This window comes from Roseibium sp., from assembly GCF_965216085.1.
Lineage (GTDB): Bacteria > Pseudomonadota > Alphaproteobacteria > Rhizobiales > Stappiaceae > Roseibium.
In genome coordinates this window covers 3,567,590-3,582,650 of sequence record NZ_OZ244138.1, presented here as the reverse complement: position 1 = coordinate 3,582,650, position 15,061 = coordinate 3,567,590, and the positions used below count along the sequence as shown (strand labels likewise).

Below are 15,061 nucleotides of genomic sequence, written 5' to 3'. Positions count from 1 at the left end.
TCGGCCCGGGAGGACTGGCCATGTGGCATTTTTCGAAGTTTTTGTCTTTAAAACAATCAGATAGATCCGGTTTTAGATTCACCTATTTAATAGCTGGCGCTTTTCTAGCCGGTGGTGCGGCGCTTTTGGGGGCAACTGTTTCAGCTCCTGCTCAAGACCGGCGGATCGTCACCATCGACGATGCCGATTTCTTTGGTAGTGACTATCGAACCGTCAAGGATGTGGACCTGGAAGGGTGCAAGGCGGCGTGTATCGGCGATAACCAGTGCCGGGCCTTCACCTTCAACACCAGCGCGGGCTGGTGTTTTTTGAAATCCGGCGCCGGTCAATTGCAGAGTTTCGCCGGAGCCGTGGCTGGCCGTATTGTCGAAGTTCAGCCGGTTCGCGCCGATGCAAAAATCGAGCGGAAGGGCGAGCTGACCTTCCTCAGCCCAAAAACGCTAGAAGCGGCAGAGACCTATGTTCAGAGGATCGAGAACACCACGCGTCCAAATGGACTCGATCCGCAAACAAATCGCCGTAACGGATTGAATGCGCTGGCAAATCGCGATGGTGCCTTGGCCGAGGCTGATTTTCTCCAGTTGATTGTGTTTGATTCTGCGCAGTACGATCCTTGGGTCCAGTTGAGTTCGGCTCTGATCGTACAGGATCCAAAGGATTGGCAGGAAAAGGAGACAAAACGCAAAAACCTGATCTCGGCGACCGTAAACGCCTATCTACGTGCGGTGACCAAACCCGAGCGCGCGCTCGCCCTGGATTTGCTCGGACGCGGCCTGGTTTTGCGTGACAACTATAAGGGCGCAATCAAGGCGTTGCGGGCTTCGCTTGTCCTGGAAGAAAGTGCCCCAGTCCGGCGCCGGTATGACAAGCTGATGGCACAGCATGGCTTCCGCATTGTTGATCATCAGGTGGATTCCGACAGTTCTACACCCCGGGTTTGCTTGGTCTTTTCGCAAAAACTCCCAGTCGGCGAAGATCTCAGTCCCTATGTCTCGGTGCGCGGTGAAGGCACAGTCTCTATTGAAGCCGACGGTTCCCAAATCTGCGCCGAAGGTGTGCGTCATGGTGCACGGTATCAGCTGACCGCGCGCAGCGGGCTGCCTGCTGCGGACGGTGAAAAACTGGAAAAATCCGTAGAGGTGTCGGTCTACGTTAGGGACCGCAGTCCATCGGTGAATTTCCTCGGCCGCTCCTATGTCCTTCCAGCGGGGGGCGATCCGACCATTCCGATCGTCTCGGTCAACACAAATGAGGTTGAGGCCACCATTTATCGGGTCGGCGACCGGGGTGTGGTGGACGTCTTGCGGGACAACAGGTTCCTGCGCCAGTTGGGCAGCTATCAGGCCGAAAAGATTGAACAGGATCTCGGCGAAAAGGTTTGGTCAGGTGTGATCGAGACCGGCAACGAGCTCAATCAAGACATCACGACCGCCATTCCACTGTCGGAGACGGGGCTTCAGATGGAGCCCGGCATCTATGCCATGACTGCCAGGTCAAAACTGGATTTGAAAAACCAATGGGGTCCGTTGGCAACACAGTGGTTCCTGGTGTCCGATCTCGGCCTAACAGCTATGACCGGCGCCGGCGGCATTTCGGCCAATGTCCGCTCGTTATCGAGCGCCAAGGCAATGTCCGGGGTTACTGTCCGGCTGGTCGCGGTCAACAATGAGGTCTTGGGAACCGTCGAAACGGATAAAGACGGATTTGCAAAGTTTGCCGCTGGCCTGACCCGTGGGCATGGCGGCAGCGCACCCGGCGTGTTGGTCGCAGAGACGGCTGAAGGTGACTACGGTTTCCTGGATTTGCGCAAACCGGCCTTCGATCTGTCCGATCGCGGCGTAGAAGGACGTCCGGCACCAGGGCCGCTCGATGTTTTCGCTTGGTCGGATCGGGGCGTTTATAAAGCCGGAGAAACCGTGCATGCCCAAGCCTTGCTCAGAACAGCAAAGGCTGAGGCGCAATCCGGCCTGCCTATGACTTTCATCATCCGCCGTCCCGATGGCGTCGAACATGCCCGCTACACCGTTCAAGATGGTGGTCTTGGCGGTTATGTGAAAGACGTGACCCTCAGCCCTACGGCGCAACAGGGGATTTGGTCCTGGCAGGTTTTGCTGGATCCGGATGGAGAAGCGCTTGCCGACAAGATGTTTCTGGTTGAGGACTATCAGCCCGAGCGCGTCGATTTTGCCCTGGAAACGGATGCAAATACCTTCAGCCGCACCGCGCCTTTGAAAGTCGCTCTTTCCGCGAAGTTTCTTTATGGGTCTCCAGCGAGCGGCCAGTCTCTGGAAGGGGATGTGATTGCCCGGCCAGTGCGCACGCTTGACACCTATCCAGGTTACAAATTCGGCATTGAAGACACGAACGCCTATTCAGAGCGTTCACCGCTGCCCTCCGGTCTCAAGACCGATGACCAGGGCGAATTGTCCTTTGCGGCTGTATTGCCCGGACTGCCGGAGACAACAGGTCTTTACGATGCCGAGCTTGTTGCGCGCCTTGTTGAAACGGGCGGACGGTATGTCGAGCGTACATTGGATTTGCCCGTTGCTCTTGATGGGCGGCGCATTGGCATCAAAGCCGCCTTTGACGGCGGCGTCGATGAAGGTGGCCCAGCCGACTTTTCGGTCATTGTCATTGGGACTGACGGTGAACGCACCAGTGCCGATGGGGTGACCTGGACGCTCTCAAAGGTCGACCGGCGCTATCAATGGTACCGGCTGGATGGCCGCTGGTCCTATGAACCGATCACCTCAACCCGCCGGATTTCATCGGGCAAGCTGGATATCAGCAAAGAGCAGCCGGCCAATTTGTCTCTTCCTGTCGAGTGGGGCGAATACCGGCTGGACGTTCAAGGGTCAGGCAGCTTGCAGACCGCAACGCGGGTGACGTTCCAGGCAGGATGGTACACGGCCAATGCAACGTCTGACACGCCGGATTATCTGGATGTCGGCCTCGACAAGGAAACCTACCGGCCAGGTGAAGTCGCAAAACTCCGTCTAAAGCCGCAAATGGCCGGGACAGCGCTGATCAATGTGATTGCAGACGGTGTGCTCTCGACCCAAACGGTTGATGTCTCAGCGGAAGAAACCGAAATCGATATCCCGGTCGAGGCGAGCTGGGGGGCGGGCGCCTATGTTACCGCCAGTCTCTACCGGCCGATGGATTTGCCGCAGGGCCAAATGCCGTCGCGGGCCATGGGCCTGTCCTGGTTGCAAGTTGATCCGGAAGACCGTAATCTCCAGGTGGTCATGGATGTCCCCGCACAGATCCGGCCACAGACACAATTGGATGTGCCGATCCAGCTGGCCAATCTTGAGGCTGGCGAAGAGGCTTACATTACAGTCGCAGCGGTTGATGTCGGTATTCTCAATCTGACAGCCTATGAAACCCCGGCGCCAGAAAACTGGTATTTTGGCCAGCGCCGCCTTGGCACCGATATTCGGGACCTTTATGGCCAATTGATCGACAGAACGGCAGGTGCACGCGGCAAAGTCCGCTCAGGCGGCGATGGTATGGGAATGCGTTTGGACGCACCGCCGCCCGACGATGAACCGGTGGCTTTGTTCTCCGGTTTGGTGAAAGTCGATGACAAAGGCGAAGCGACCATCACTTTCGACGTTCCGGACTTCAATGGTGCATTGCGTTTGATCACGGTTGCCTGGAGCGCGACCGGTGTTGGTCACGGCGAACAGGACGTGGAAGTTCGGGCGCCAATCGTCATGAGTGCGAGCACACCAGCGTTTCTGGCGCCGGGAGATCGCTCACGTCTTTTGTTGGAAATCGATCCCGTCGATGCACCGTCCGGCTCCTATGATCTTGAGTTGAGCGCCAGTGACGGGCTTAGCCTTGGGGACGGCAGCGGCCATACCCAGGTTCTCGATCTGGAAACGGGCAAGAAGGCCCAAGTGATTGTGCCCATTGTTGCTGGAGAGGCTCTGGGACGCACAGAAATCGTGGCATCCCTTTCCAGCTCTACCAATGTGACGGTCGTCAAACGGCTGAACTTGGAGATCAAGGACACGCAGCCGCCTGTGGTACGCAGTTATGCCTTTGATCTGGCGCCTGGCAACAATCTGGAAGTGTCGGCGGCAATTTTCGACGATCTGCGAGATGACAGTGTGAAAGTCACGCTGACGGCCGGCGGGGCTGCGCGGATTGATATTGCCGGGCTTTTGGGCGCGCTCGACCGCTATCCTTATGGCTGCACGGAGCAGACCACCAGCCGTGCGTTGCCGCTGCTTTATCTAAGTGAAGTGGCAGAAGCGGCTGGTCTCGGCGGTGACGATGCCATCCGGGAGCGTGTCATCCAGGCGATTGCGGCTGTTCTGGCCAATCAGGCGTCCGGCGGCTCTTTTGGTCTTTGGAACAGTTATGGCAGTGGCGGAACCTGGCTGGATGCTTATGTCGCCGACTTCCTGACCCGGGCGCGGGAAAAAGGCTACAGAGTTCCGGACATCGCCTTTACGTCTGCACTCGACAATTTGGAAAACCGGATTGCCTATGCATCCGATTTTGAAAGTGGCGGGGAAGACATTGCCTATGCGCTTTATGTCTTGGCGCGCAACGGCCGGGCTTCCATGGGCGACCTCCGGTATTACCTCGATGCCAAATTGCAGAGCTTTGCCACCCCGCTCGCCAAGGCGCAGCTGGCGGCAAGCCTCGCTCTCTACGGCGAAGATGAGCGTGCAGCGGCTGGTTTTGGGGCAGCGATCGACGCTTTGTCAATTGGATCGGGTCAGTCCTATCGAGAGGACTTTGGCTCGCCCCTGCGCGATGCAGCCGGTGTCACTGATTATGTTGTGACGGCGTCGGTTACCGATGAACTCAATAGCCGTGCAGTTGAGGCGCTCTCATCAGCCGATACCGGCACGCAAAGCCGGTCGACCCAGGATATGGCCTGGCTTCTGCTGGCGGCCAATGCCCTGAACAAGTCTGCAGATGAGGCGCTTATCTCTGTCGGCGGGGTGGAAGAACCCGGCCGTCTGGCGTGGACCCTGGAATGGGACGCCTTGAAGGCTGGACAGGTAGACGTGCGCAACAACGGAGCGAAACCCGCCGAGTTGCTGATGTCTGTCTCCGGTCAGCCGTTGAACCCGGAACCAGCCGGAGGCAAGGACTATGCTGTCGAGCGCACGCTGTACGATCTAGACGGCAATCTTCTCGACCCGTCCGCAGTGCCGGTCAACACGCGCGTTGCTGTGGTGGTCAAGGTCCGGGCGCTGACCGATCAACCTGGCCGCTTGATGGTGGTCGACCGGTTGCCTGCAGGGCTGGCCATCGACAATCCTCGCCTTGTGCGTTCAGGCGACCTTGGTGGCCTGTCGTTCCTCTCAACCATCGATACACCAGAATACAGCTCGTTCCATGCCGGAACGTTCGAAGTGTCTGTTGATCAAACCCGTTGGAGCGACCAGGAACTGACATTTGCCTATCTGGCGCGTGCCGCGACGCCGGGTGACTTTGCCCACCCGTCGGCGTCGGTTGAAGATATGTACCGGCCGGAGCGGCGTGCCGTAACGGAGACATCCCGGTTCGTGGTGCTGGGTCCGACACGTTAGGAAAGGCTGGTCATACGGAAAGCGTCTTTGGATGAAAATACGATCGATCACACGTTGGGGATTTGCCATCGGCGGAAGCGGTGTGTTGTGTGCCGCCGCTTTGACTTGGAAAGTCGTGAGTGACTACCAGGCTCTCCCGCCATTGCCATCTGTATCAGATCTATCCGTATCCACTGTCGTTCTTGACCGGAACGACCGGCTTTTACGCGCATTCACCAGTGAAGATAGCAAATGGCGGCTTCCGGTCGATCCTGCCGGGATCGACCCGCTCTATTTCGAGATGCTACAGGCCTACGAAGACAAACGGTTCCGGTCTCACGGCGGCGTTGATATCCGGGCGCTGGGCCGGGCCGTTTTTCAGGCACTGAAAAATGGCCGCCTTGTTTCAGGCGGGTCGACGCTGACCATGCAGGTCGCCCGCCTTCTGGAGGAGACGCCGACAAAAACGGTTCAGCGCAAATATTTGCAGATCCTGAAAGCTGTTCAACTGGAACAAACTGCAACGAAGGACGAGATCCTACATTTATATGCGTTGCGGGCGCCGTTCGGCGGCAATGTTGAGGGCGTCCGTGCGGCCAGTCTGATTTGGTTCGGTAAAGAACCCCGCAGGCTGACACCGGCAGAAGCCGCCCTTTTGGTCGCTCTTCCTCAAAGCCCGGAACGCCGGCGGCCAGACCGTTTTGCAGAAAATGCCAAAAACGCGAGGAACCGGGTCTTGGCCCGGGCGGTGTCGGCCGGTGTTTTAGATCTGGAAGAGGCTCAATCGGCAGCGCGGGAGCCGCTAAGAGCAAAACGGCATTCAATACCGATTCTGGCAGCCCATGAAAGCCGCCAAGCACGTTTGGACTCACCAAAGCAGGCCGTATTGGCGCTGACGCTGGACCGGGATGTGCAGCAGGCTCTGGAAGGCCTTGCCCGCCGGCGCGTTTCTGTGCAGCCGGCACCGCTCACGCTGGCGATGGTTGTAGCAGACCATCAGACCGGTGACATTCTGGCGAGTGTCGGGTCTCCAGACCTTCTGGATGAAGGCCGGGCAGGGCATGTCGATATGACACGTTCGATCCGCTCGCCAGGATCCACCCTTAAACCCTATATATATGGTCTCGCCTTTGAAGAGGGGATTGGCCTGCCGGAGAGTTTGATCGTTGACCGACCGACCGACATTGGCGGTTACCGCCCGACGAACTTCGATTTGGCCTACCAGGGAACCGTAACTTTACGCGAAGCGCTGCAGTTATCTTTGAACACCCCGGCAGTCCAACTTCTGGAAGCCGTTGGTCCGTCCAGACTGCTGGCCCGGTTGAAACGCGCAGGTGTTCGCCCGGCTCTGGAAACAGGACAGGGTCCGGGTCTGGCTATTGGGCTTGGCGGAATTGGTCTCTCGTTGCGCGACTTGACCCAAAGTTTTGCAGCTCTGGCTCGACAGGGAGACGCGATCCACCTTCGGACTTGCCGGTCATCTTGCCCCGCCACCGAAGTGTCCGGACGGAAATCCTTACCGGTCTTGCCAGAAAAGGCAGCCTGGCAGGTGACGGAAGCGCTGTCCGGTCTGCAGCAACCGCTCAATCCGGAAAAAGGGCTTATCGCGTATAAGACCGGTACGTCTTACGGCTACCGGGATGCCTGGGCGGTTGGATATGACGGTCGCTATGTGGTTGGGGTGTGGTCAGGGCGTGCAGATGGATCGCCGGTTCCAGGTCAAACTGGGGCAACCGCAGCGGTGCCGATTCTTTTTGAAGCCTTTCAGAGTTTGTCGGCCGGGCGCCGTTCTTTGCCTCAGCCGCCTCACGGATATTCGGTGACCGATCCCAGGCAAGTTCCAGAAGCCTTGCGTTACGCGCGTGTACAAAGTCGGCCAGATCAAAAACGGCGGGAAGGCCGGTTGGGAATCACCTTTCCACCGAATGGCGCGGAACTTCAGCTTGAAAGACGACAGTCTGGTTCTAATGATCCGCTTGTCGTCAAATTCCAAGGTGGTCAGCGGCCCTATAGGCTTTTCGTAAACGGTGCTCCGATTGGCGAGGCCGTGTTTGATCAACGGCTCCTTTGGCCCGCACCGGAAACCGGATTTGCAAACCTCATGATTCTTGATGCGGCTGGGCGCAGTTCCAAAGTGTCGGTCTCGATTGAAACCAAACCTTGAGAATCAACACTCGATAGCCAATGCGACTCCCGGGAATGTTCCGGGCTGCGCGCTGATCTTGATTGGTCTGGCAGCCTACCTGTCACAATAATTGCCGATTCCTTGGGAGAATCCTGCGGAAACGGGGTGGGTTTGGGGCCGGTTTGCAGGCGTTTGGAAGACGGAAGAAAGCGGATTTTGAACGAAATTCTGGGTCCAAACGCTTCTAAATCCTACCAAATCCTAAACACCGACCCTGATTTTGTGACATTCACGCAACACCGGTTTCTCAAAACCCTTCCTGACGCCGCCAAAACGGATTTCTCAGTTGAACGGCAGATCGGTATGCGTATGGTCACAACTGCGAGCGGCTTCGGGCCGCGCTGATTTGCATACCTCGGACATCCAACCTCCGTCAGGAAGCAAATACAGAAATTATTCGCGGGGATAATGGCATCATAATGATGCTGGTAATTTGACTGATTTTGGAGGTCAGACATGAAACTCTTTAAAGGCATGATGCTCGGCGCTGCAGCCGTTGCAACCGCCACCACTGCTCAGGCAGCTGATCTTCCGGTTGCTCCGGAGCCGGTTGACTACGTTCGTATCTGTGACGCATACGGCGCTCGCTTCTTCTACATCCCAGGCACCGAAACTTGCCTGCGCGTTGGCGGCCGTGTTCGTGCCGACTACCGCTTCCAGGATTTCGCAGGCACTGGCCCGAACAACTGGGACGCTAAGACCGACGAATCCACACGCTTCCGTGCTCGTGGTTACATCCGTCTTGACGCTCGCACACAGACTGAATTCGGCCTGCTGCGCACATACACCGACGTTTGGTTCACTTCCAACAACTCTGCGTTCGCTTCCGCTGGCGGCAACACAGAAATGTGGGAAGCATTCGTACAGCTCGGTGGCTTCACCTTCGGTCGTACCGGTTCTTTCTTTGACGGCTGGACTGGTGAGTCCTGGGGTTCTCAGATCGGTCAGGGCCTTGACTCCCGCGCTAACGTTCTTGCTTACACCGCTGCATTCGGCAACGGCATGTCCGCAAGCGTTTCTGTCGAAGCTGACAACGGCGGCCGCGCTGGTGGCTTCCTCGGTGGCTACGCACGTGGCGGTCATCGCATCCCGGCACTCGTCGGTAAGTTGAGCGTAAACCAGGGCTGGGGGCAGGCACACCTTTCTGGTGTTGTTCGCAACAACCAGGCTTCCACTGCACCGGTTGACTCCGCTACTGGTTGGGCTCTTGCAGCTTCTGCTCGCTTCAACCTGCCGATGCTCGGCTCCAACACTGGCCTGGGTCTCCGCGCAGCATACGCTGACGGCGCAATCGGCTACATCCACGAAGCTTACAGCGGCTACGACGCTACTGTGAACGCAGCTGGCACTGGCCTGTCCACTTCCACTGGTTGGGGCATCGCTGCTGGTCTGACACACTCCTTCACTTCCACAGTGTCTGCATCCCTTCAGGGTCAGTACTGGTCCATCGACGCTCTTGGCACAGCTAACGACGTCGACGCATGGTCCGCACACGGTACCCTTGCTTGGACCCCGGTTTCCGGTCTGGTCATCGGTGCTGAAATGGAATACCGCAACGAAGACTTCGGTGTTGGTGGTACCGACAACGACGATCTGACCGCGACCTTCCGTGTTCAGCGCACCTTCTAATCAATCCTTATCTTAAGGTTTGATGGAAAACCCGGCGGAAACGCCGGGTTTTCTTTTTGTGTTTTCAGAGTGTGGTTTAAACCTTGCGCCAGGCTACGGGATTAGAGAGCGCCGGAACCGCTGCCACATCGCACTTGTTGAATAGAGTTTAAGTAGTCCCAGCTCGGCTTTTCGCCGAATTAGGACATCCGCCTGCATTGTTCGTCGAGACCTTCGAAACTCCGAACTGCGCGAATCCCAATCAAATCCGGTTTAAAAAACCAGCAATCTGTTCCTGGGTCTCCTGCTCCCAAAGTACCGGCGCATGTCCTTGACCCTGGACTGTGTGCAATTCCGCATTTGGGTGGGTTTCAACCATCCTATTGGCGGTCTCTTCGCTTAAAAGGTCCGATTGAGAGCCGCGGATAATCATAACCGGCCGGTCTTTTACCGCGTCATAGAGTGGCCAGAGGTCCGGCACCGGCGCGGCGTCATCCAAACTGGCAAATTGATGAGCGAGTGCCGGATCATAATCTAGGACCACTTTGTCCTCATGCTCTGACGCCAATTGGCCGGCGAGTTTCAGCCAGTCGGTTTCGGAAAATACCGGAAACTGCATGCCAAGGATCTGCCTGAGTGATTGCGCAACGTCTGTCAAAGAGCTGTAGGTCATATTGCGGCCGAGTGTTGCGGCAATCCTGTGAATGGCCCGCATTTCTATATGGGGCCCAATGTCATTGAAAATGACTGCTGCCAACAGTTCAGGCGTATAGCGGCGAGCCATAGCAAGGGCATGCAAACCACCTCGTGAGGTCCCGATGATCGCAAAGCGGGAAAGGCCGAGTTTTTCGATCGCCGCGTCAATGTCCTTTTCCTCGATAGGGAGAGCATAGTTCCGCCAGTCGTCATCCCAAGCGCTTTCGCCCCGGCCGCGGTAATCCAACGCAACAACATGGTGCCCATGTTTTTGAAGAAACGCTGCAATGTCCCGGAAATCGCGCGTATTTCTAGAAAGCCCAGGCAAACAGAGAACCGGGATTTTTTTGAGATTGGGCTCGCTTTGCCCGGGACGCCATTCCCGGCCCGCCAGGGTCAGGCCGTCGGGGCTTTGATAGGAAAAAGGAACGCCGCCGTTCCAAACTGGATCAAAGGGCGGTGTTTCCGCCGGTGCAAACGACAAGGCGTTTCTCCCCTGAGTCTGTATGTGGTTTTCCTTAAGATAGCGGTACCTGAGACGTGCTGCCATAGGAAGTTTGCACTGCGAAGATACACGCAAAAGGGGTGAAGTGTGGGCTGGCACCAACACACCGCTAAGAAAAGCAAAAATGAGGGACCTAAACAGCAGTTGCAGGATTGCCCGATGCCGGTCGGATGAGTATGTTGCGCCTCCGTTAGAACTCCATGGGCATCCGCCCGCATGGCTTAACCCTGTATCGCCGATCTTAAAGGAAACCGAGATGTTCACAGGCTCCATCCCAGCGCTAATCACGCCATTCAAGGACGGGGCCGTTGATGAGAAACGGTTTCAGGAATTCGTCGATTGGCAGATAAAGGAAGGCTCAACCGGACTGGTCCCGGTTGGCACCACCGGCGAAAGCCCGACACTGTCACACGCCGAACACAAGCGGGTCATTGAGCTCTGCATTGAAGCGGCTGCTGGCCGGGTGCCGGTCATCGCTGGCGCCGGCTCCAACAACACGGTTGAAGCCATCGACTTCGCACGGCATGCTGAAGAAGCAGGCGCTGATGGCCTTCTGGTGGTGACGCCTTATTACAACAAGCCAAACCAAGCGGGTTTGAAAGCGCATTTCAAGGCCGTCAATGATGCGGTTGGGTTGCCGATCCTGATTTACAACATTCCGGGCCGGTCGATTATTGACATGACACCGGAAACGATGGCTGAGCTGTTTGAGACTTGTGAGAATATCAAGGGTGTCAAAGATGCGACCGCGGATATGGCGAAGGTGTCGCGCCAGCGACAATTGTGCGGCCCGGAGTTCAACCAGCTATCTGGTGAAGATATTTCGGCTCTGGCTTTCAACGCGCACGGTGGTGTCGGCTGTATTTCCGTGACCGCCAATGTTGCGCCGCGCCTATGTGCAGAATTCCAGGCGGCAACTTTGGCAGGCGACTACAAGACAGCACTTGAGTATCAGGACCGGCTTGCTCCGCTCCACCGGGCATTGTTTTTGGAGCCGAACCCGACTGGGTCGAAATATGCATTGTCCCTTCTGGGCAAGATTGAAGAAGAACTGCGTTTGCCGTTGGTGCCAATTACCGAAGGAACGCAAGCTGAGATCCGGGACGCTTTGGCGCATGCCGGTCTGATCAACTGATTTAAAGGAAAAGGGCGTGTTCAGGCACGCCCGGGAAACACAAAATGGCTCCGAAAAAAGGGGGCGTTCCGGGCCGGACCATCATTTCCGACAACCGGAAGGCCCGGTTTAATTATGAAATCGAAGATACGCTGGAAGCCGGTCTTGAGCTGAAGGGCACGGAAGTCAAATCCCTTCGCACAGGTAAGGCGAATATCGGCGAATCTTATGCGGCGGAATATCAGGGCGAGATCTGGATCTACAACGTCTATATTCCGGAGTATTTGCAAGGCAACCGGTTCAATCACGAGCCGCGCCGCCCGCGCAAACTCTTGTTGCACAAGCGGGAAATCGGCAAGCTAGCTGGCGCAGTCCAGAAAGAGGGCAAGACCATTGTTCCTCTCAAGCTCTATTTTAATGACAAAGGCAAGGCCAAGCTGGAATTGGCCCTGGCCCGCGGCAAGAAACTGCACGACAAGCGCGAAACGGAAAAGAAACGCGACTGGCAGCGTGAAAAGTCGCGCCTAATGAAGAATTTCTCCTGATTTACCGGCCCCTCGGGCAGCAGATCGACCCGATTTTGTTGTGGATTGGAAGTGCATAGGTAGTGAGAAACCTGTGCGTAGCCTGTGACTTGTTGTCGGTTAACTGGCGGTGGGAAAACAGTTCACAAGATGTGGAAATTCTTGTGTCGGTATCTATCCGCCGGCGAATAGAAATTCACTGAGTATTGGCGACCTGCCATTTGTACCGCTTTTCGTTTCAGGTGGTGGGTTTATGAACGCGCTCGCAGAGCGGGAAATTCTTGGCGGCTTGTTAATCGGTTTCCCGAATTGCCAGAAAAAAGTATTGGTAGTTGTGCGCAAAAATGCACGTCTTGGTGGCGTCTCAACTCTGTTCTCTTCCCGGTCAGTGGTTGTGTTGACATCACATACATAGTCTTCGGCGACCTAGTTTCTCCTGCTGAAGGTTAGGCCTCATGTACACTAAAAAATCGAAACTTCTGACAGCTGTGGCAGTCGGTTTGCTGTCAGTGAATGTGTTCTCTTTGCCTGTCAAAGCTGCCGAGATTACAATCATTGCAACCGAAATTGAAGGGTTGCACCAGGGTGACGGAAAGGGGTTCTATGACGAGGTCCTCACCTCCATGACCTCGAGTTTTCCCGTGGCTTTGAAGGTTCTTCCTCCCAACAGAGCCGCAATTGAATTCGAACGTTGCGAGAACTGCTGCCTGTCGCCTGCAAATAAGAACGCCGACTTTTATGACTATCCAGCGGACTACCTAGCGACAACTGCCATGACCGAGGCAAAGGTTTACATATGGACGGCACCAGGGTCGCCACCGGTCAACTCGCTTTCTGATCTTGCTGGCAAAAAGGTTGGAGCACGGCATGGAATGCCCTATGGCAATGCCGTCGAGAGTGCCGGAATAGAGTTTGATTTGGCGTCTACAATCAATCAGAGCATTAAAAAACTCGAGGTCGGTCGTCTGGATGCTTTTATTGCTTATGTACCAGACGCTTACACGACCTTTGAGGAGATGGGCAAAGAACCATTCCCGCATGACAAGGCAAATCCAGTCGCGGTTCATGATGACAGTGTACTATGCAAACCAACTTCTGAGACGGAAGTTTTTGTTCGTGAGTTCAATGCCCACTTGGCCAACATAGAATAGCCTATGTTCCTCCGGTGCTTGATGTATGTGTAGGATTTGCAGCTCCGGCGACTGGGGTTGGATCATATGCGGCTAAAGTGTGCTCAGTATCGCCCGGGTGTTGTCGGAAATCGGGACAGGCCGCCGGCTCATTCTGTCCACATGGATATGGACGAACCGGCCATGAGCGGCCGTCGACTGGTCTTCGCCGGAAAACAAACCTACCCTGAAAATCACTGAGCTTTGGCCGAGTTTTTCGATTTTGAGCCCGGCGGACACGACGCTCGGAAACAAGAGTTCGGCAAAATAATTGCAGCTTGTTTCGGCAACCAGAAAGACGGTTTCGCTGCTGGCCGGGTCGATCAGGCCGTTCTCTATGTACCAGCTGTTCACCGCTGTATCGAAGTAACTCAGGTATTGGACGTTATTCACATGGCCATAGATATCCACGTCCATCCACCGGGTGGGGATATCCAGGAATGTCTTGAATTCTGACCGGTCGAGCGGCTCTGGGCGGGAGGCTTGCTGAGGGGCTTGTGCCGTCATAGAGCCGCCTTGTAGATATTGAAGGCATCGGTCTCGGTGAGATCCCGGGGGTTGTTCACCAGAAGGCGGGTCTGTTTCATAGCATCCGCCGCCATTTTGGGAAGATCCTCGGCCGAAATTCCCACCTCGCTTAATTTGGTTTGAAGACCAAGTTTCTGTGTCAATCCGCCGAGCCGTTTGGCGAATGCATCAGCGCGGTCTTCAACGCCCGAAACATCGATCAGATCAGGAAATAGAACTGGAGCGAGTTCCGCGTAAGTCTTTGCTGCGACGACGTTATTGAACTCAAGAACATGCGGCAAGACCAGAGCATTTGAAAGGCCGTGCGGTACGTGAAATGTACCGCCAATCGGGTAGGCGAGGGCGTGAACGGCGGCAACTGGTGAATTGGCAAAGGCCATGCCGGCGAGCATGGAGCCGAGCAGCATGCCGCCCCGAGCCTGTTCGTCCGCAGGCTCAAAGACAGCCTGTTCTATGTTCGCGCCGAGAAGCTTCAAGGCTTCGACTGCCAGCGTCTGGGAGACCGGATTATTGTTGGCCGATTTAGACGCATAGGCCTCAATGGCATGCACCATGGCATCGACACCGGTTGCCGCGGTGACATGGGCGGGCAAGCCAAGCGTCAACAAGGGGTCTAGAACAGCAAGATCCGGCAAGAGGAGCGGGGAGACAACACCACGTTTTTCATCTTCTCCGACCGTAATGATCGAGATAGGCGTGACTTCCGATCCGGTGCCAGCGGTGGTTGGAATAAGGATCAAAGGCAGGCGAGGGCCTTTCGCGTTGCCGATGCCCCAGGCCTCATCGAGATCTTCACCGCTGCCCAAGAGCAGGGCAACCAGTTTGGCCACATCCAGAGAGGAGCCGCCACCAAAGCCGATAATGGACGTTGCGCCATGCTCTCCAGCAGCCGAAACAGCGTCATCAATCAGTTTTTGCGGTGGATCAGCCACAACATCGGAGTAGCAGCCGAGGCTATGGCCTTTACCGGCCAGGCTGGCTTCACAGTCAGAGTGGAGACCGAGGGAAACAATACCCGGATCCGTAACCAGAAACGGCCGATCGCCCAGAAATTCCGCTGCGTGGTCTGCAAGTTTGGCTGCCGCACCATTTTCAAAAACAATTCGCTGGCTGGTGCTGAATGTGAATGCCCCGATCATATGCCCTCCCGATTTTTGCCGAGTGTGCATAAGAAACGAGCCTCAGTCGAGGGGGA

9 protein-coding genes are annotated in these 15,061 nt (G+C 56.2%); 6 read left to right on the top strand and 3 right to left on the bottom strand.

The genetic code is table 11. The features are described from left to right. The first annotated feature begins 20 nt into the window (after positions 1–20). The 3 genes from ACOOFE_RS16800 (at position 21) to ACOOFE_RS16790 (ending at position 9,351) form a co-directional block, all read left to right on the top strand. Positions 21–5,558, top strand: a complete 5,538-nt coding sequence (locus tag ACOOFE_RS16800) for an alpha-2-macroglobulin family protein (RefSeq protein WP_420411108.1) — start codon at positions 21–23, stop codon at positions 5,556–5,558. A gap of 31 nt (positions 5,559–5,589) precedes the next feature. Next, on the top strand, positions 5,590–7,701 hold the full coding sequence (gene pbpC / locus ACOOFE_RS16795) for a penicillin-binding protein 1C (protein WP_420411107.1): 2,112 nt from the start codon (positions 5,590–5,592) through the stop codon (positions 7,699–7,701). 477 nt (positions 7,702–8,178) lie between these two features. Continuing rightward, positions 8,179–9,351, top strand: a complete 1,173-nt coding sequence (locus tag ACOOFE_RS16790) for a porin (RefSeq protein WP_420411106.1) — start codon at positions 8,179–8,181, stop codon at positions 9,349–9,351. A gap of 241 nt (positions 9,352–9,592) precedes the next feature. Here ACOOFE_RS16790 and ACOOFE_RS16785 read toward each other — a convergent pair whose 3' ends face one another. Then, complete coding sequence (locus ACOOFE_RS16785) at positions 9,593–10,510, bottom strand: alpha/beta fold hydrolase (RefSeq protein ID WP_420411105.1); 918 nt, start codon at positions 10,508–10,510, stop codon at positions 9,593–9,595. 277 nt (positions 10,511–10,787) lie between these two features. Here ACOOFE_RS16785 and dapA point away from each other — a divergent pair, with 277 nt between their 5' ends. The 3 genes from dapA to ACOOFE_RS16770 all read left to right on the top strand — a co-directional run bounded on the left by dapA (position 10,788) and on the right by ACOOFE_RS16770 (position 13,320). Next, positions 10,788–11,666 carry a 4-hydroxy-tetrahydrodipicolinate synthase gene (gene dapA, locus ACOOFE_RS16780; RefSeq protein ID WP_420411104.1) on the top strand — a complete coding sequence of 293 codons (879 nt, stop codon included), beginning with the start codon at positions 10,788–10,790 and terminating at the stop codon, positions 11,664–11,666. Between the two features lie 44 nt (positions 11,667–11,710). Then, entirely contained in the window at positions 11,711–12,190 is a 480-nt protein-coding gene (gene smpB / locus ACOOFE_RS16775) for an SsrA-binding protein SmpB (protein WP_141187355.1), read from the top strand. A 434-nt stretch (positions 12,191–12,624) separates the two neighbouring features. Next, positions 12,625–13,320 carry a hypothetical protein gene (locus ACOOFE_RS16770; RefSeq protein ID WP_420411103.1) on the top strand — a complete coding sequence of 232 codons (696 nt, stop codon included), beginning with the start codon at positions 12,625–12,627 and terminating at the stop codon, positions 13,318–13,320. Positions 13,321–13,392: 72 nt separating this feature from the next. Here the strand turns inward: ACOOFE_RS16770 and ACOOFE_RS16765 are convergent, their stop codons facing one another. Beyond that, positions 13,393–13,845: an acyl-CoA thioesterase gene (locus tag ACOOFE_RS16765; RefSeq protein ID WP_420411102.1), complete on the bottom strand. Its 453-nt coding sequence runs from the start codon at positions 13,843–13,845 to the stop codon at positions 13,393–13,395. Next, complete coding sequence (locus tag ACOOFE_RS16760) at positions 13,842–15,005, bottom strand: iron-containing alcohol dehydrogenase (RefSeq protein ID WP_420411101.1); 1,164 nt, start codon at positions 15,003–15,005, stop codon at positions 13,842–13,844. Before ACOOFE_RS16760 ends, ACOOFE_RS16765 begins: the two co-directional genes overlap by 4 nt. Between the last annotated feature and the right edge of the window lie 56 nt (positions 15,006–15,061).